Source organism: Trichococcus sp. TS_SC_9 (assembly GCF_056156325.1).
This window is the reverse complement of the sequence record NZ_CM149591.1, coordinates 1691315-1708953: the sequence shown is the minus strand read 5'-3', so window position 1 is coordinate 1708953 and position 17639 is coordinate 1691315. Positions and strand designations below refer to the sequence as shown.

Here is a 17639-nt window from a genome sequence, read left to right as displayed (position 1 = left end):
CCACTACCCATTTGTATCTATTTTACCAAGAAAACGAGTTTGCACCAAACGGGAGAGCGTTGCCTGTCAGCTTCCGGATGCGTTTTTTTGGATTACAGGGGTCGGTCAGATATTCGGCTTCGATTTTCGGGTCGCGTTCTCCGGGTACGATGGGCTTCTCCGGAGGAGAGTGTCGGTTTCGGATTGCCTCCTCCGATGAAGATCGCTTCACCGGAGATCAGGAATTGATCTAAACATCTACTCCCGTCGCAATCCTTTTACCGGAGAAGAACTCGGATTCAACTGGATTTGGATCAGTTTCTCCGGCTAGCTTCGCTTGCGACAGCTGGCCCCCGCATTCATCAGCCTTGTTTTTTCTTTTGCTGCCTGCTCGTCAGGCGCACAACCAAGTTGCGTGGCGCCAATTTCGACGAGAAGAGCGCGCCCTTCAGTAACAACGTCGGAACGATGATTTTCTTGCGCTTATACATCTTGTCCAACGCATACTTGACGCAGTATTCAGAAGTGATGCCCTTCAGATTGAATTTCACATCCGCCACTTTGTTGAACTCCGTATCGACCGGTCCCGGGCAAAGCGAACCGACATAAACGTTGCTCTTCTTCTCTACCAACTCCTCAGCAATCGCGGAAGTGAAGCTCGTGACGTAGGCTTTTGTCGCATAATAGGTAGCCATATAAGGCCCCGCCGGCATCAGTCCGGCAACCGAAGCCACATTCAGGATGTAACCTTTATTCCTTGCGATCATATCCGGCAGAAATTTCTTGGTCAAGATATGGACCGCCTTGATGTTGACGTCGATCATCTCCAGTTCCTTGTCGAGACTGGTCGTCGTGAATGCGCCGAAATCACCGAAACCGGCACAGTTGATCAGCATGGAAATGTTTTTGTCCTTCGTTTCTTCATACAGACGATAGCATTCCTCTGTCTTCGCCAAGTCCGCTGTGATGATTTGGCTTTTGGTAGGTAGTTGTTTGCTGAGCTCAACAAGCCGATCCTCACGCCTCGCAACCAGAATCAGATCGTATCCTTGTTCGCTGAGCTTTTTGGCGAACTCTTTGCCTATGCCCGCACTCGCGCCTGTGATGAGCGCTATTTTGTTTGTCATTATCTGTCCCTCGCGTTTCCTTAAAATGATTGATGCCTTTAGCGTATCGCATTTGCGCTTCAAGGGCAATCCTTAGGCGCATTTGCCAAATTATATCAGTATATTTATAGATGGATTCCAAATTTATATCGTATTATATCATTAAGCAAATATAAAGGAGTGATATTTTGCGCCATCATAATGATTCTTATTTCACCGGAACGCTATTGGAATATTTCGGCATTCTTCTCATCTGCGGTCTCGCGGGCTTTTTCACTTTCGGGCTGGCTGCGCCTTGGGCTTTTTGTTACCGGGAAAGATGGGTCGCCAAGCATACTTACATAGAAGGACACCAGTTGCATTTTGTCGGGAAGACTATTGATCTATGGCTTTTCTTGCTGAAATGGACCCTTTTTTCGATCCTGACTTTGGGACTGTATTCTTTTGTCGTGCCGATCCGCTTCCAGCAGTGGCGCATAAAAAACACATATGTATACGGGTATTGGGATGAATATTACGGAACCGAATGAAAATCTATCCGTTCAAAAAGCGCTGAAGTACCTCGGCATTCTGTCACCGGGATACTTCAGCGCTTTTTGAAGTCGACTATTGAGGGATGTGCGGCTGAGCATTTGCTGTTGCTATTCTGTCACTTCAACAGCATGAATAAAGAGCCGGCCATTTTCTGCAGAATCGTTACACGTCATCAATGTGAGAATGTTATCTCCCTCTGTCACCTCGATTTCTGATGGAAAAACGGAAAGGTCCTTGAGCATGGTCAGAAATTCGGTGTACTCATTCCCCTCAAAATCAATATCCAGAAAAATTGTATCAGCTGGCGCCACATGGGCAGAAAAGATCCTGTAACGTCTTTCCGCATAGGCATCACCGAATGTAAACTCCAAATTCTCTTTCAGGAAATCTTCGTTCAGGAATTTATCCAATTCCCCAAACATCTGGCCATTCTGGGTATAGTGGCCATAAATGATGGTATGCCGGTCCACTCCCATGCCGATATTCCGATAATCCATGAAGATGGCTCCGAAAATATCCGGTGCCCGATAGAAATTCTGAGTGAGATACGTTTCATTATCCTGCCCCCGGACGACCGGGTAATCAATAACGGTGCCATTAACAGAAAGCCAGCCTACATAATCCGGATTAATCTGATAATATTCCGTGGATGGATTAATAGTAAAAGTTAGTTCTTCCAAAGGAACCGCTACATCCGCTGCAGAGATGGTTTCCGAACGGAAGTCCGCGGAAGAAGCCTTTTCGGGTACCACCACGTCCTTTCTTTGCTCTATTTCTTGAACTCCATAGTGGATAATCTGCAGAAAGAGTACCCTGGAGAGGATCAGCACCCATATATTTTTTCGCATGAATTCTTCCTCCCCTCTTTTTCCCACAAGAATCCCCATAATTGACAACGCTTACATTATGATGCTATTATAAACCCTGTAGTAGAGATTACAAAAGATTTTCCATTATTGAAAGGAGTAGGGTAAAATGAAAAAATTAATACGCCGCTTACTTTCACTTGCTACATTACTTTTTCTCTCATTCACTATCGCCCCTCTGGCTTCCGCTGCTACCGGCGAACCTTCCGACGATATTGTAGGCATTGCACTCGGGAATGAAGATTTCAGTATCCTTGTTTCGGCACTCCAAAAAGCAGAACTTGTGGATGATCTCCAAGGGGATGGTCCTTTTACAGTGTTCGCTCCTACCAATGCCGCTTTTGAAAAGTTGCTGGCCGAGTTGGACATTACCGCGGAAGAGCTCCTTGCACAGCCGGACTTGGCGAAAGTCCTTACTTACCATGTCGTTTCTGGGAAAGTGTTGGCGGCTGATCTCACGGATGGAATGAAAGCAGACACCCTCAACGGAGAAAATCTTACTTTCGATCTTTCAGATGCGCCGATGGTCAATAAATCCAACATTACCTCTACCGACATTGAAGCCACCAACGGGGTCATCCATGTCATCGATACAGTCATGGTACCTTCAAACTTCAAGTTGGAAGCAACAGACTTAGAGGCGGACCAAGTGGCTCAGACAGGCGTTGAAGGGAATAACCTTCTCCTTGTTTCCATCCTGGTTACAGGCACCCTGCTCCTTCTCGTTGTCTTCAAGAAGAAAGCAGTTTAAGGTTTTACTTCATATGCTTTTGAACGATTAAACAAATAAAAAGCTTTGAGAATTTAAATTTCTCAAAGCTTTTTTGTTTAGCCAGATACAGCTATTTCGGGTTTCTAATTTTTTGACTGCCTTCGAAATTTTTGAGGTACCCCGGTTTAAACATGCATCCGTTTCTCCAACTCGCGCCATATCTCTCCACCATGATAGAGCAGGATGATGACCAAGGTGACTGCGCTCATCATGACCGACAGGCTTGAAGGCAAAGACGCCGTGACCCAATCCAAGGTCAGGAACAGCGCCGGCAGCAGACCCAGCATGGCGGCCGTCAAAAGGTACAAGACGTAGTCCCTGACGCCCAAGTTGACGAGGCGCACCGCGATGTATAAGGATACGATTGCAAAACTGCAGATGATCGGCACAGCATAAGTGGTGGACCACCCGCTCCACCCAGATAGATAATCCAAATAAATGCATAGGAGCGACAGGGAGACGATCAGATAAACGATGCCCTTTGCGATGTTCCGTCGTTTCCGGATCAGGATCAAAACGGAAAGCCACATGCTCAAGATCCCGAAGAGGGCGAGTTGCACATTCTCCATCCTTCCGATCCAGATCAGTTCGATCAGCAGAAAGGCGATGATCAGCACAAAGGAAATCAAGGTCAAGTATTTCGTGACGATCTCCTTGTTGAACCGCAACGGAATCTTCGGATAGGGATCCGGCAGCATCGGATCGGTGGCCTCATTCAAGGTCGTTTGGCACAAGGGGCATTGTTCCCACTCTCCCTTGATGGTCGCGTTGCAATGATTGCAGTGTCTCATGATAACTCACCTTCCAAATCTTCACTCGAAACCTTGTTCGCTGCGACGGTTACGGCCACGCCCGCATCGGTCAAAATCCTGACAAACTGCTCCTCGACCGATGATTCGACAAAGGGGGACGTGAAACTGACCGTCAGATGTTCCCCATGGCTGATGGCGCAAAATTGCGGACGGACGGCCGAAGTATGGAAATACATTTTTTCGATGTAGCCGTCGATCGGATCAGGAAAGGTGACCTTGCCCAAATTCGAGATCGCAATCGTCAAATTCCGGTTACTGATGTAATTGACCAGCTTCAGAATGAAGTCTTTGATCGGCCGAAAAACCATCCGCGTGAAGGGGCTGTATTCGAAGGCGATCAACGTCCGCAACTTTTCCTCCAGACTTTCCGGCGTAATCTGCTGCTGGAACTGCTCTTTCAGCGTGCGACCGATTGCGGCAATGTCATCCCCTTCTCCATTCTCTTCTGTAGTATAGATCAGGCGGGTCGTGCTGAAAAAATTCCTGGCAGAATTGGAAGGGAAAAACTGGCGCAAGTTTACCGGAACAGAAACCGCCATAGCCGATCCGAGTTGAAAATCGGGACTGGCCTTGCGCACGGCCAGCATGTACACAGCGGTCAGATACAAGGTCAAAGAAGTCTGTTGCTCCCGAGCCAAGGCAAGCACATCCTTGACCGGCATCTCCAATTCGATGACGTGCGGCCGATTGTCCGGCGTCTTTTTACCGCGGAACTGGTGCACGCGGCGTTTGCGCTTTTGTTTATTTTCCTCAGGCAAGGCACTCTTTTGCGTATGGCTTTTCCCTGTCAATTGACTGACTTTCGCGACGGAGCGGATGGCGGATTGAGCCGCATCCGTAAAGTTCTGTTTCTTGTCCTTGCGGAAATAATGCGCGAAACTGTCTTCCAGTTGGTGGTTCAAACGATCGTGCGCGGCGGCATCAAGGCCTTCAAACGCTTCGGGATGACGCAGCATGATATACGCCTTCAGCAGATCCTCGAAAAACCACAACGCACCGGTGCCATCGGACAGGGCATGGAAGAGTTCCAAGTGAATCCGGTTTTGATTATAAAAGACCCGGAATAAGAGTTCTCTCCGGTCAAAATGATAGATCTGCGCACAAGGCGGCAACACGTCGGCCGTCACTTTCGGCTTCAGGTCGCTTTCTTCCAGATAATACCAGAAAAATCCACGCCTGAGCACACTGTGGTACAGCACATAATTCTCGTAGACTTCATCAAGCGCCTGCTGCAGCAAGTGCGGATCCACCGCATCCGTCAATTCCGCACTCATACGGAAGACCTTCGTATCGCTGCTCGTCATGGCCGCCAAAAATATATTGGAGGCATTGTCCAAACGTACCCACTTTTTTCGGTTCACTACTTTTCCCCCTTTCCGATTATTCTATTGAACAGCCCTTTCGGCTTATGCATTCAGAAACGCATTGATTACTTCGTAAGCTTCGATAACCGATTCAGCTGTCTTCGGATAGGTTATGAAGCCATGGACGATGCCATTCACGCGATGGGCTTGTACCTTGTTGCCGGCATTCCGCAATGCTTCCGCGTATGCTTCGCCTTCATCCCGCAATGGATCGAATTCGGCCGTGATCACCAACGTTTCCGGTTGATTCGACAGGTCTTCCGCCATCAAAGGCGCGACGTAGCCATTCTTGCGCAGCTGGGTATCGGGTTGGTACAACGCCATGTATTCTTCCATTTTTTTTGCAGTCAGGCCGTAATCATGACCATTCGTGCGGATCGATTCAAACGGAGATGCTTCCGAATGATCCCAATAAGTGACTGGATACAGCAAAATCTGTTTGATTGGAATCGCTTGGCCTCTATCGCGGAGCAGCAAAGACACGGCTGCAGCCAAGTTTCCGCCCGCCGAATCGCCGATCAGAATCAAATCTTTTTCATCCGATAAGCCGCTCATTTCCAGATGCTTCAGCAATACTTCCGCCACCCGGTAACAATCATAGAGGCCGGCTGGATACGGATGCTCCGGAGCCAAACGATAATCGACGGAATAGACCGTCCTGCCGGTCAAATCCGCCATATGGATGCAGGCATTCGTGTAGGTTTCGATGTCACCGATGACCCACCCGCCGCCATGGAAAAACAGCAGCGGTTCTTTATACAGGCGCTCTCTCGGATGGAAGACGCGCACGGGAATATCATGGGAACGGTCTTCCGAATATATTTTGTGGTCCATGATGATATAGCCCTTTTTCGGCTTGGGAGCCAGTATCTGCTGCACTTTGCGGACACGGGCGTAGTCTTCCTGCATGTTGATTTTTGGTGACGACATCAACTTAAGCATCAATTTAAAAAATGGATTCATCCTTCTGTCCTTCCTCTGACAGCGTTGGCTGTTCTGGTATCTTTGCTTCATTATAGCACAGGACAGCACCAGTCCCATATAGACGTGAACCTTTGCGAGTCCTCCTTGCATGATGGGTCTTGCCTCTCATCCGACTTGCAAATTCCACTACCAGTGTTATACTTGTTATATAACGAACAGGAGGTTTAGGGTTGTGGAAAACCAATCGGACAAGTAAGATGAAGATATGAGAAAATAGGTGTAAAAAAGAAAGAAGGCGAGCTTTTATGATAGCTGATTTGCAGCCATACTTACCCATCCTGATCCCTTTGGTCGTGATCCAGATCATACTGTTGATCACGGCCCTGCTCCACCTGAACAAGCATCCCCAAGTAAAAATAGGCAGCAAAAATCTTTGGATCTTCATCATCATATTCCTGAACATCGTCGGTCCGGTCCTGTATTTTCTGATTGGAAGGGGCGATGAGTGATGGATATCCTCACAATCGCCGGATTGGGGAAATCCTTTGGGAACCAAGGCGTACTCGATGGATTGTCCTTCTCCGTCCCTGAAGGCTCAATTTATGGTTTCATCGGCAAAAATGGCTCCGGAAAGACGACGACAATGAAGATCGTTTTGGGCTTGCTGCAGGAGGACTTTGGCGAAATCAGCGTCTGCGGCGAAAAAGTGCATTACGGTGATACCCGGACGAACCGCTTCATCGGCTATCTGCCGGATGTCCCCGAATTCTACGGTTTCATGATCGCAAAGGAATATCTGCAGCTGTGCGGCGAAATCACCGGCATGCCTGCCGCGCTCATCCAAACCAAATCCGAAGAGCTCCTGGAGCTGGTTGGGTTGGCCGATGTGAAAAAGCGCATCGGAACGTTTTCCCGCGGCATGAAGCAGCGGCTGGGCATCGCTCAGGCTTTGCTGAACGAACCGCGACTACTGATCTGCGACGAACCGACTTCCGCCTTGGATCCAATCGGCCGCAAGGAAATCCTGGATATCCTTCTGAAAGTGAAGGAGAAGACAACCGTGCTCTTTTCAACGCATGTCCTGACCGATGTGGAAGCCATCTGTGATTGGGTGGGCATCCTTGACGGAGGAAAAATCGTCCTGAGCGGATCGGTCTCGGAACTGAAAAACACGCACGCCAGACATTCCTGTACGGTCACCTTCCGGACGCCGACGGATGCTGCTGTGTTCCAGGCCGATACGCGGGTCACGTTGTTGAACACCTCGGTGGGTGCAAAAGGCCATTCCATTAGCATCCAATCCGCTGACCCCGAACAGACCATGGCACAGATCATCCAGATTCTGGGCGAAACTGGGTTGGTACCGCTCCGTTTGGAAACTGCCGAACCCAAACTGGAAGATATCTTCCTGGAGGTGGTCCGATGAGAGCGTATCTTGCCTTCACAAAAAAAGAACTGACCGAATATACCCGCAACTTCAAGTTGTTCCTGGCGATTACCTTGTTTGCGCTGTTGGGCATCATGAATCCGTTGACAGCCAAATTTATGCCCGATTTGTTGGGGAATTTCATGCCGGAAGGGATCACGATCCTGATTGCGGAACCGACGAACCTCGATTCCTGGACCCAATTCTTCAAGAACGGCACCCAGATTGGCCTGTTCATCATCGTCATCTTATTGAGTGGTATGATGGCAAAAGAATACGAAAAAGGCACGCTCATCAATATGATCACGAAAGGCCTGCCGCGCCGGACCATTCTTTTTTCAAAATTCACAGGCGCCTTGCTGCTTTGGACAATCAGCTATTGGCTCTGCTTTTTCATCACTTTGGGGTATACGCTTTACTACTTCCCTGAAGGCACGACCGAAAACTTGGTCCTGTCCGTCATCAGTCTCTATCTGTTCGGAGTGCTGTTGATTGCCATCCTGCTGCTCGGAGCTGTCTTGTTCAAAAATGCCTACGGGCCGTTGCTGTTGACCGGTGCGTTCCTGATGGTGCTGTTTTTGTGGAACCTGTTCCCGGAAGCGACTGAGTGGAATCCGTTGGTGCTGGCTTCGCGTAACATGGATATGCTACAGGGGACACTGCTGCTGGAGGAACTTTGGAATCCGCTGCTGACGACGGGACTGATGATCGCTACAGCTCTTGTCGCGGCTGTAAGAATATTCAACAAAACTGAATTATGACCAAAAAAAAAGCGCGCCATCAGCCGGGAAAGAGTTCTCCTTCCCGGCTGATGGCGCGTTTTTTGAAGTTTTCGGTAATATCGATTTTTGCTGTTTTTCTTCAGCTCCGGTCAAGAGAGCCTTCCCGGGAGGTGCCGCCGGATCCAGACCGTCTGCTCCCGCGGCGACCGCTTGGCAGGAGGAGAGCAATTGTTCGGGCCGGCAGCTCCGGCCACACCGGCTTCGCCGGAGAAGAGCAACCGCTCCAGCCGCAGCTCGGGCAGCACCGAGCCTCAGCGCATCCGCCCTAACAACAAATAGAGGAAATAAGGCGCCCCGATCAGCGAAACGACGATGCCGGTCGGAAAAGCGGTATCCATCACCGTGCGGCCGATCGCATCGGCGCTCAACAGGATGATGCTGCCGATCAGCAGCGCAATCCAACTGTAGCGTTCATGCCGTTTGCCGACCAGTTTTCTGGCGATATGCGGGGACATCAGACCGATGAAGCCGATGTTGCCGGTCAAAGAGATGGCCGCTGAAGCGATGGCGACCGCGCAGAGCAGCAGGAGCAGTTTTTCATTCCGAAGCTTCAAACCCAATGCAGCAGCGGTCTCCTCCCCCAGAGCCAAAATGTTCAGCGTCGGGGCCTTCAGGAAGAGGATCCCCAGAGCCAACAGCCAACCGGGCAGGATTGTGAACACGAACGGCCAGGTCGAACCCCAGATGTTTCCTGACATCCAAGCCGTGATGAAGCTGACGTCGGTCCGGTCGGTGGAGGACATCAGCAGGATGATCAACCCCGAAAAGGCCGAGGAGATTCCCGCTCCGATGACCACCAATTGCATCGCATGTTGCTTATGGCTGCGGCTGTAACTGAGCAGATAAACAGCGGAGGCTGCCACCAGCGCGCTGATGAAGGCGATAAGCGGCAATGCCGCCGAAAACTTCAGTATGCTGTCGCCTGCGAACAGATAGAAGATCGTCACGCCGAGACCGGCCCCGGAATTGATGCCCAGAAGGCCCGAATCGGCCAAATCATTGTTGCTCAATGTCTGCAGAATGATGCCGGCACCAGCCAGGCAGGCGCCGGCCATCGCCAATACCAAAACCCGGGGCAAGCGGATCTGGTAAAAGACGTAGTTTTCCTTAAAAGCCCCGTTCCCGGACAGCACCTGTAGGATGCGGTCCAACGGAAGCGAGGCATAACCCATGGACAAGGCCGCGATGAAAGCCGCCACGAATAAAAAGACGAATAGCCACAATTTTTTCCGATAAGTCGGATTCCATTCATTAAACAGCTTTGATCCCCCCTTTTCTGGCGATGGTCACGTAGAAAGGCACGCCGATCACGGAAACGATTGCCACCACGGGGATTTCGAAAGGACTGACGACCGTGCGGCCGATGTAGTCAGCCAGGATCATGAAAGTCCCGCCGACCGTGATGCACAACGGGATGATCTTGCGGTAATCCTGCCCGACCAGTTTGCGCACGACATGCGGAATCATCAGGCCAATCAGGGCCAGATTGCCTGCGATGGCGACCGCGCTGCCTGCAAGCAAGGTGATCAACAGAATCAGGATGGTCCGGATCAGATTGGTCCGTTGCCCCATGCTGATCGCGGTTTCCTCGCCCAAACTCAGCACAGTCAACTGCCCGCTGAACACCAAGCTCAGCAGCAGCGCCAAACCGATGACCGGCGTGATGCTCAAAATATTCCAATCCACGCCCATCAGGCCGCCGGAAGTCCACATCGAAACGTCCTTGGAGATGCGGAACCAGATCGCGATCCCGTCCGCGATGGCCTGGAAAAAGAACGAGACGGCTGCCCCAATCAGGATCAGGTTCAAGGGCGACTGTCCGCTCCTCGTCGCGTTGCTGAGACTATAGACAAACAGCATCGCCAAACCGGCTCCAATGAAACAAGCAATGGAAACGAGCAGGTATGAACTCTGCGGAGCCAAAGCATAAACCAAGGCCACCGCGATGTTGGCTCCGGAAGTCAGCCCCAAAAGTCCGGGATCGGCCAACGGATTCCGCGTCAGCGCCTGCATGATCGCTCCGGCTACAGCCAAGGAACTGCCCACGAAGAAGGCACCCAGAATGCGCGGGAAACGGATGCCCCGCAGGACAAGATAATAATCTCCGCCGCCTTCCCCGATGAGCGCCTCGATCAGGTCAGACCAATCCGTATCGGCCGCTCCTGTGTAAAGCGCCAGCACCGCTGCCGCAATCAGCAACAAGACCGTGACCGCCAGATGGATTCCGAAGGCATTTCGTTTCCGTTTAGTCACTGCAATCGTCCCCTCTTATTCCGCTAAAAAGGATTCCTCAAAGAAGTCCAGTTGGTAATCCAACGATAGCGAATCATTGAAATAAAATGTCTCGGCATCCGCCACAAACACTTGGTTGTTCTGCACAGCCGGAATGTTCTGGAACCACTCGGCATCCAAGAAGCTTGCTTCCGGATCGGTTGCGGCCAAACTCAGGATCAAGTAATCGCCGATGTAATCACCGAGCACCTCTTCCGAAATGGCATAATAGCCTGCATCCAGGGCGTTTTCTTTGACCGTTTCAGGCATATTCAGGCCCATTTCTTGGTAAAGGATTTCCGTTCCGCGTGCCCAATTGTCGCCGAAAATGTACATCTGTTTCTCGAAGTTCTCGGCAACCGTGACCGTCGCTTCCTCGCCGATGGCTGCCTTGATTTCCTCACCGACTGCCTGTGCCTCTGTCTGGAATTCCTCCACCCATGCGACAGCTTCCTCTTCCTTGTTGACTACTTTACCGATTTCCACGATCTGTTCCAGGTAGGAAAGTTCACCGTATGTGAACAATACTGTAGGCGCGATTTCCGAGAGTTGGTCGGCATTTTCGATGTTGTCCAATCCGATGATCAGATCCGGATCCAATTCGAGGATTTTTTCCACGTCGGCATTCGATACGACTGCGACTCCGCTGAGCCCTTCACTGAAATTCGGGTTGCCGGCAGACCAAGCGTCCACGCCGACGATGTTGACGTCGAAGTTGATGAGGTCCCCAGCATAGGATGACAGCACCACTACCCGTTCCGGATTGGCCGGAACCGCGATTTCTTCGCCGTCGCCTGTTGTGTACGTCACCGTTTCGGCAGCTGCGCTTTCGCTCGTCTCATCGGCTGTATCCGTTGCGGAGCAGGCCCCCAGGATCAATCCGGCACCCAAAAGCATTGTCAACGATAGTTTGTTCATTTTTTTCATGTTCATTCTCCTCTTTTTATCAATTCATACCCGATGATGACGGGTTTATTAGTCTTTTCGTCCGGCTGGATGGTCGGGCGGATGTTGAAGATGGACGCGATGTTTGCTGCGGTGACTACTTCCTCCGCCGAGCCCTGGCAAACGACTTCCCCATCCGCAAGCGCAACGATGTGGTCGGAATAGAGCGATGCCTGATTGATGTCATGCAGCACCATCACGATAGTATAGCCTTCCTCTTCATTCAGTTTCTTCAGCAGTTCCAAAATCTCCAACTGGTAGCTGATGTCCAGATAGGTCGTCGGTTCATCCAAAAAGATGATGTCGGTCTTTTGCGCCAATGCCATCGCCAACCAGACCCGTTGCCGCTGCCCACCAGACAGTTCATCGATGCAGCGGTGGCGCAGTTCGTCGATTTGCGTCTTCTTGATGGCCCAGTCGATGATTTCCTTGTCCTCGCTGCCCAATCCCCTCAAGCCTCTGCGGTGCGGGAACCTTCCGTACGAGACGATTTCTTCGACCGTGATGCCGGAGAGATTTTCCTGACGCTGCAGCAGGATGGCGATCCGTTTCGCCAGCCGTTTCGTATCCATCGTAAAGATCGAAACACCATCAAGCAGAATGTCGCCGCTTGAACAAGTCAGGATGCGCGACATCGCCTTCAACAAGGTCGACTTGCCGCAACCGTTCGGCCCGATGATGGTCGTGATTTTCTGCGGCGCGATGGTGACTGAGATATTTTTCACAATAATCTGCTTGTCGTATTTAATTTGCACCTCCTCAACTTTCAGGCTGCACATGCCTTCATTCCCCTTTCTTTATCCTTGCAGAAGCGATCCATTTCCGGATCCTTCTTGACATTTCCGAGTAAAAATTATTTAATTGATAATGAGAATCATTCTCATTTATAATTTATTCTATTATCATTCATAACATACAATTAGTCAACAGAAAATGAGGTGGTCTTTTGAACGAAGTATTTGACGTTACGATAATCGGTGGCGGGCCTTCGGGTCTGTACAGTGCTTTCTACAGCGGTTTGCGCAATCTCAGGACGAAACTGATCGAATCCCAGTCCGTCCTCGGCGGCAAAGTCAACCTGTACCCGGACAAAATCTTGTGGGATGTAGGCGGTCTGACGCCAATCACCGGCAAACAGTTGCTTTCCAATTGCATCACGCAAGGGCTGACGTTCCACCCGACCGTCTGTCTGAATACGGAAGTCAGCCAGATCACCAAAGTCGCCGGCATTTTCGATATCAGGGCCAGCAACGGCGAACATCATTACACGAAAGCGGTGATCCTTGCATACGGCAGCGGCATCATCACGCCGAACAAGCTGTCGGTCGACGGAGCGGAGCAGTTCGAAAGGACCAATCTGCATTACATCCCGAACAACCTGCACGCGTTCCGCAACAAGAAAGTTTTCCTTTCGGGAGGCGGAAACACAGCGATCGAGCAGGCGAACGAATTGTTGGCCATCGCAAACGGAGTGACACTGGCTTGCCGCAGCAATGAACTGCGTGCCCATGAACACAGCGTCGAGACGTTCCGCAACAACGGCGGCACGCTGCTTCTGGAAACGCAGATCCGCTCGTTCCGTTCCAACTGCCATGGAGAGATCGAAGCCGTTTCCCTTTCGGTCGGCGGTGAGCATAAGACGGTGGCTGCCGATGCGGTCATCGTCAACCACGGCTTCGCCAGCAAACAGGCGATCGCTTTTGGCGATGCGTTGGAGCTCCGATTCAACGGCAATCATTTCATCGAAGGCAGTCCAGACAGCACAATCGGACATCCCGGCATCTTCGCGGCAGGCGATGCGATCGCCTACAAGGGCAAAGTCAATCTGCTGGTCGGCACTTTCCAGGATGCCGTGAACGCAGTGAACAGCGTCAAACAATACCTGAACCCCACCGCTGAAAAGCACGCGATGGTGTCCTCGCACAACGAAGCCTTCATTGAGAAAAACAAACAGTACAGTCTATAGATGTATGTTGAAAAGCAAAAAGCAGCCGACGGGACGCCCCATCGGCTGCTTTTTGCTTTTAATGTAACTTTCGTCGGCTGTTACGCATTTATTCATCCAACAACAGTCGACACCCCAAAATAAAAACGCAGGCCAAGTCTCATCCCAAGAATGATCCCTGCCCTGCGCAACTATTTCGATATCAGATTTCGTACTCGACAGCCCGTCTGGCTTCGTCCTCAGTTGCTTCTTTGTACATTTTGCGGGTTTTCTTCTTGCCGACGCCTTCCACCCACCATTGCCAGAAATCGTCGTCCTTGTGATGAGAAATTCCGCCCATCAGGATGCCCCGCTTGTAGACATTTAGTTCCGTATATTCCGCATTTGTTTTGTCCGATTTCAGCCAAAAAATCATCTGCACGCCTTCTCTCGTTCGATTTTATTGCTATCCGTATGAATGATTGCTTGAAAAATTCCCATACCGCAACTCTACTCCTAATTCAAAAAGGTTTCAACAAAAAAATTTCCCATCTCAGCTTTGAAGCTAGGTGCCACCATAATGGACAGGGCATTTCGCTCAGAAATGTATTACATTAGTGCTATACTGACCTTAGAAATCCAGATTCCACTAAAAAGCAGAGCCGGATCCGGGTTTCGGAAATCTGAAAATCGAAGGGGTTTGAATCATGAACAAAGAACAATTTGATATCATGAAAAATCGTAAAGGTTTCATTGCAGCGTTGGACCAAAGCGGCGGCAGCACGCCCAAGGCACTGGCGTTGTACGGCATTTCGGAAGACAGCTACCATGGAGAAGAAGAGATGTTCACACTCGTCCATGAGATGCGCTCACGCATCATCACCTCGCCTGCTTTCAGCTCGGAACACATTTTGGGGGCCATCCTGTTCGAGCAGACGATGGACCGCAAAGTCGAAGGCCTCTATACCGCAGACTATCTGTGGGAGAAAAAAGGCGTCTTGCCTTTCCTGAAAGTCGATAAAGGGCTCGAAGCAGAAGCGGAAGGCGTACAGTTGATGAAACCGAATCCGGATCTGGACGCCCTCCTTGCGCGCGCAAACGAGCGCCACATCTTCGGCACCAAAATGCGTTCCGTCATCAAATCCGCCAACCGTGAAGGCATCAAAAAAGTCGTCGCCCAGCAGTTCGAAGTCGGCAAGCAGATCATTGCGGCTGGATTGATCCCAATCATCGAACCGGAAGTCGACATCCACAGCGCGGACAAAACTGAATCGGAAGCGATCCTCAAGGAAGAATTTTTGTTGGCGCTGGATGCGTTGCGTCCGGATCAGTTTGTGATGCTGAAACTTTCGATTCCGACTATTGATGATTTCTACAAGGAACTCATTGCCCATCCGCAAGTGGTGCGTGTTGTTGCACTATCAGGCGGCTATTCGCGGGATGAAGCCAACGAAAAATTGACCCACAACCCCGGATTGATCGCCAGCTTCTCGCGGGCATTGTCCGAAGGTCTGAGTGCTGGCCTGACCGATAATGAATTCCAGACCACATTGGCCGAATCGATCCAATCCATCTATGACGCCTCCATCGTTTGATGCACGCGCAAAAAGCCCCCGACCTGCAGCGTTACAACGCTGCAGGTCGGGGGCTTTTCATATTATTATTATTATTATTATTATTATTATTATTATTAAGCATTCTGCGCATTGCGCTTGTGCCAGCTTCTGACGACTGCCGAAAGCGTGAAGCAAATGATGAAATACACCAACGCCAGGAAGGCATAGACCATAAACACTTCTGATGTTTTCGTCACTTTTCCGAGGATGACTTGTCCACTTCTTGTGAATTCCATGATTCCCAGACCGGCCAAGAAAGAAGTATCCTTGATCGTAGTAATCACTTGCGACAATAGCGAAGGGATAATTTTCTTGAAGGCTTGCGGCAAAATGATGTACCACAAAGACTGCATGAATGAAAAACCTTGCGAGTGGGCAGCTTCAAATTGCCCTTTCGGTATCGAATTCAATCCACCGCGCACAATTTCCGCTACAACAGCCGATGTATACAGAAACAAGGCGAAAGAACCTTTCAAGGTGATTGTGCTGCCCGGTATCAAGAATGAACACGAAAGCATCCACAATAATAACGGTGTATTTCGGAAGAGCTCGATGTAGGCACCGGCCAACTTTCCGAAGACTTTTTTATCATAATTACGCAACAAGCCCAATACCGTACCGAAGATGATCGAAAGGATGACGACACCGACCGAAATCAGCAATGCCAGTTTCAATCCTTCCATCATGAACGACACATTCGATGGTGTGAAGACTGTTCTGATCGATTCTATCATTCCATCACCTCCGGAATATCTACGCCAATGTTGACGACAACCGAATCATTGTCTTTGAGTTTTTGCTCGTATTTCCGCGCAAATGTTGCAAGCGGGAAACAAAGCAGGAAGTAAAGCAAACCGGCTACTGCGTAAGCAGGACCGTAGTTCAGACTTGAGGAAGCATAAGAATCGGCTACATACATCAGGTCCGCTCCGGCAATGATCGCCAATACGGAAGTATTCTTAATTAAGTTGACGGCTTGATTGGTCAATGGCGGCAAAATGATTTTGACCATCTGCGGCAAGATGACGTAACGCATTGTTTGGATGTAGTTGAAGCCCTCTGAGTAAGCTGCCTCTTCTTGGCCTTTCGGAACAGCAAGGATACCTGCACGAACGACTTCAGCGATGTAGGCACCGTGATACATCCCTACACCGACTACCCCGATTGTAAATTCACTCAACACTAAGCCTGCCATGGCAAGCCCGTTATACATGAAGAAGATTTGGATGAGCAACGGGATATTCTGAAACATTTCTACGTATATTCTGGCAACAGCACGAGGCAATCGGCCTTTTGCCGTGGACATGGTTCCCACGACAATCCCGATGACCAAAGCCAGCAACAACGCCAACACAGCGACTAGGAGCGTCCGGATAAATCCGGCTCCAAAGTCGCTGCTGTTTTCAAGAAGGCTTTCCCAACGCCAGAGAGCGAATGGATTGGTACTTCTCATTATTCGCCCAATCCCCACTCTGTAGTCAATGCATCAAGAGTGCCGTCTTCTCCCCATGCAGTGATTAAGTCATTAACAGACGTTGCCAATTCTGTGTTTGATTTTTTGGTCGCAACACCGTAATCTTGTGTAGCGAAACGATCTTTAAGAATTTCAGTAGAATCATCCAAGTAGCCAGCCAAGATGGATCTGTCCACGCTGAATGCGTCCACACGGCCGGAATCCAAAGCAGCTTTGATTTCTGGGTAAGTCGCGAATTCTGAATAGCTCAAAGTGATGCCGTATTGTTCAGCTTCAGCAGCAATTGCATCGGCTGTTGTCGAGCTTTGGGCAACCCCGACTGTAGCGCCGTCCATGTCAGCCAATCCTGTGTAGCCTTTGTCTTTCTTAACCAAAAGGCCGACTGCATCCACGTAGTAAGCATCAGAGAAGTTGTATGTTTCTTTACGTTCTTCTGTTACAGTGAAAGTTGCGATGATCATATCCACTTCTCCGTTATCCAATAATGGACCACGCGTTTTGGCCGTTACTGGCACCAATTCGATTGCTTCCGCGTCGCCTAAAATTTCTTCAGCGAGTTTCTTAGCGATGTCGATTTCAAAACCTTCAATCTCGTTTGTTTCAGTGTTTCTTAATCCAAAATTCGGTACATCTTCTTTAACGCCGACTTTCAAAACGCCAGCTTCTTTGATTGACTCTACAGTCACTTGACCGGAAGCATCTGTTGCTGATCCAGCTGCAGAATCTGCTGTATCCGTAGCGTCACTGCCGCATGCACCCAAGAACAATGCAGCTGATAAACATAATGAAACCCATAGATTTTTCTTTTTCATACCAAATTCCTCCTATAATGTTGTATTCCGAA

20 protein-coding genes are annotated in these 17639 nt (G+C 49.9%); 7 read left to right on the top strand and 13 right to left on the bottom strand.

Going from position 1 to position 17639, the window contains the following annotated elements:
* Positions 1 to 341: 341 nt before the first annotated feature.
* Entirely contained in the window at positions 342 to 1106 is a 765-nt protein-coding gene (locus tag AC0J5I_RS08335; RefSeq protein WP_475299393.1) for an SDR family NAD(P)-dependent oxidoreductase, read from the bottom strand.
* 167 nt (positions 1107 to 1273) lie between these two features.
* On the opposite strand from AC0J5I_RS08335, the gene AC0J5I_RS08330 reads away from it, so the two are divergent.
* A complete protein-coding gene (locus AC0J5I_RS08330) occupies positions 1274 to 1615 on the top strand; it encodes a hypothetical protein (RefSeq protein ID WP_475299392.1) in 342 nt (113 codons plus the stop codon).
* 111 nt (positions 1616 to 1726) lie between these two features.
* Here AC0J5I_RS08330 and srtB read toward each other — a convergent pair whose 3' ends face one another.
* Positions 1727 to 2467, bottom strand: coding sequence for a class B sortase (srtB, locus tag AC0J5I_RS08325; protein ID WP_475299391.1), 741 nt, complete (start codon positions 2465 to 2467; stop codon positions 1727 to 1729).
* A 127-nt stretch (positions 2468 to 2594) separates the two neighbouring features.
* On the opposite strand from srtB, the gene AC0J5I_RS08320 reads away from it, so the two are divergent.
* Positions 2595 to 3236 (top strand): fasciclin domain-containing protein, encoded by a 642-nt coding sequence (locus AC0J5I_RS08320; RefSeq protein ID WP_475299390.1) that lies wholly within the window; start codon positions 2595 to 2597, stop codon positions 3234 to 3236.
* Between the two features lie 146 nt (positions 3237 to 3382).
* Here AC0J5I_RS08320 and AC0J5I_RS08315 read toward each other — a convergent pair whose 3' ends face one another.
* From AC0J5I_RS08315 to AC0J5I_RS08305, 3 genes are read right to left on the bottom strand one after another with little or no spacing between them, the layout of a single operon-like run.
* The gene (locus AC0J5I_RS08315) at positions 3383 to 4048 is read right to left on the bottom strand and encodes a DUF6320 domain-containing protein (protein ID WP_475299389.1); all 666 of its coding nucleotides are present in this window, start codon (positions 4046 to 4048) and stop codon (positions 3383 to 3385) included.
* On the bottom strand, positions 4045 to 5430 hold the full coding sequence (locus AC0J5I_RS08310) for a condensation domain-containing protein (RefSeq protein ID WP_475299388.1): 1386 nt from the start codon (positions 5428 to 5430) through the stop codon (positions 4045 to 4047). Before AC0J5I_RS08310 ends, AC0J5I_RS08315 begins: the two co-directional genes overlap by 4 nt.
* A 45-nt stretch (positions 5431 to 5475) precedes the next feature.
* Positions 5476 to 6396: an alpha/beta hydrolase gene (locus tag AC0J5I_RS08305; protein ID WP_475299387.1), complete on the bottom strand. Its 921-nt coding sequence runs from the start codon at positions 6394 to 6396 to the stop codon at positions 5476 to 5478.
* Positions 6397 to 6662: 266 nt separating this feature from the next.
* Between AC0J5I_RS08305 and AC0J5I_RS08300 the strand changes: the two genes are divergently transcribed.
* From AC0J5I_RS08300 to AC0J5I_RS08290, 3 genes are read left to right on the top strand one after another with little or no spacing between them, the layout of a single operon-like run.
* Positions 6663 to 6866, top strand: coding sequence for a PLDc N-terminal domain-containing protein (locus AC0J5I_RS08300; RefSeq protein WP_107994950.1), 204 nt, complete (start codon positions 6663 to 6665; stop codon positions 6864 to 6866).
* The gene (locus AC0J5I_RS08295) at positions 6866 to 7783 is read left to right on the top strand and encodes an ABC transporter ATP-binding protein (RefSeq protein ID WP_475305627.1); all 918 of its coding nucleotides are present in this window, start codon (positions 6866 to 6868) and stop codon (positions 7781 to 7783) included. The genes AC0J5I_RS08300 and AC0J5I_RS08295 overlap by 1 nt, the downstream gene beginning before the upstream one ends.
* Positions 7780 to 8544 carry an ABC transporter permease gene (locus AC0J5I_RS08290; protein WP_475299386.1) on the top strand — a complete coding sequence of 255 codons (765 nt, stop codon included), beginning with the start codon at positions 7780 to 7782 and terminating at the stop codon, positions 8542 to 8544. Before AC0J5I_RS08295 ends, AC0J5I_RS08290 begins: the two co-directional genes overlap by 4 nt.
* Before the next feature lie 272 nt (positions 8545 to 8816).
* On the opposite strand, the gene AC0J5I_RS08285 is transcribed toward AC0J5I_RS08290, so the two are convergent.
* The 4 genes from AC0J5I_RS08285 to AC0J5I_RS08270 are packed head-to-tail and all read right to left on the bottom strand — an operon-like array spanning position 8817 to position 12560.
* Entirely contained in the window at positions 8817 to 9788 is a 972-nt protein-coding gene (locus AC0J5I_RS08285) for a FecCD family ABC transporter permease (RefSeq protein WP_475299385.1), read from the bottom strand.
* A gap of 28 nt (positions 9789 to 9816) precedes the next feature.
* On the bottom strand, positions 9817 to 10818 hold the full coding sequence (locus AC0J5I_RS08280; protein WP_475299384.1) for a FecCD family ABC transporter permease: 1002 nt from the start codon (positions 10816 to 10818) through the stop codon (positions 9817 to 9819).
* Positions 10819 to 10833: 15 nt separating this feature from the next.
* Positions 10834 to 11763, bottom strand: a complete 930-nt coding sequence (locus tag AC0J5I_RS08275; protein WP_475299383.1) for an ABC transporter substrate-binding protein — start codon at positions 11761 to 11763, stop codon at positions 10834 to 10836.
* Between the two features lie 2 nt (positions 11764 to 11765).
* Positions 11766 to 12560 carry an ABC transporter ATP-binding protein gene (locus AC0J5I_RS08270; protein WP_475299382.1) on the bottom strand — a complete coding sequence of 265 codons (795 nt, stop codon included), beginning with the start codon at positions 12558 to 12560 and terminating at the stop codon, positions 11766 to 11768.
* Between the two features lie 167 nt (positions 12561 to 12727).
* Between AC0J5I_RS08270 and AC0J5I_RS08265 the strand changes: the two genes are divergently transcribed.
* On the top strand, positions 12728 to 13747 hold the full coding sequence (locus AC0J5I_RS08265; protein WP_475299381.1) for an NAD(P)/FAD-dependent oxidoreductase: 1020 nt from the start codon (positions 12728 to 12730) through the stop codon (positions 13745 to 13747).
* Between the two features lie 181 nt (positions 13748 to 13928).
* On the opposite strand, the gene AC0J5I_RS08260 is transcribed toward AC0J5I_RS08265, so the two are convergent.
* On the bottom strand, positions 13929 to 14141 hold the full coding sequence (locus tag AC0J5I_RS08260) for a hypothetical protein (RefSeq protein ID WP_086626957.1): 213 nt from the start codon (positions 14139 to 14141) through the stop codon (positions 13929 to 13931).
* Positions 14142 to 14412: 271 nt separating this feature from the next.
* On the opposite strand from AC0J5I_RS08260, the gene AC0J5I_RS08255 reads away from it, so the two are divergent.
* Positions 14413 to 15300 (top strand): fructose bisphosphate aldolase, encoded by an 888-nt coding sequence (locus AC0J5I_RS08255; RefSeq protein ID WP_475299380.1) that lies wholly within the window; start codon positions 14413 to 14415, stop codon positions 15298 to 15300.
* Between the two features lie 95 nt (positions 15301 to 15395).
* Here AC0J5I_RS08255 and AC0J5I_RS08250 read toward each other — a convergent pair whose 3' ends face one another.
* From AC0J5I_RS08250 to AC0J5I_RS08240, 3 genes are read right to left on the bottom strand one after another with little or no spacing between them, the layout of a single operon-like run.
* Positions 15396 to 16055, bottom strand: coding sequence for an amino acid ABC transporter permease (locus tag AC0J5I_RS08250; protein ID WP_475299379.1), 660 nt, complete (start codon positions 16053 to 16055; stop codon positions 15396 to 15398).
* On the bottom strand, positions 16052 to 16774 hold the full coding sequence (locus tag AC0J5I_RS08245; RefSeq protein ID WP_475299378.1) for an amino acid ABC transporter permease: 723 nt from the start codon (positions 16772 to 16774) through the stop codon (positions 16052 to 16054). The genes AC0J5I_RS08250 and AC0J5I_RS08245 overlap by 4 nt, the downstream gene beginning before the upstream one ends.
* The gene (locus AC0J5I_RS08240; protein WP_475299377.1) at positions 16774 to 17607 is read right to left on the bottom strand and encodes a transporter substrate-binding domain-containing protein; all 834 of its coding nucleotides are present in this window, start codon (positions 17605 to 17607) and stop codon (positions 16774 to 16776) included. The genes AC0J5I_RS08245 and AC0J5I_RS08240 overlap by 1 nt, the downstream gene beginning before the upstream one ends.
* Between the last annotated feature and the right edge of the window lie 32 nt (positions 17608 to 17639).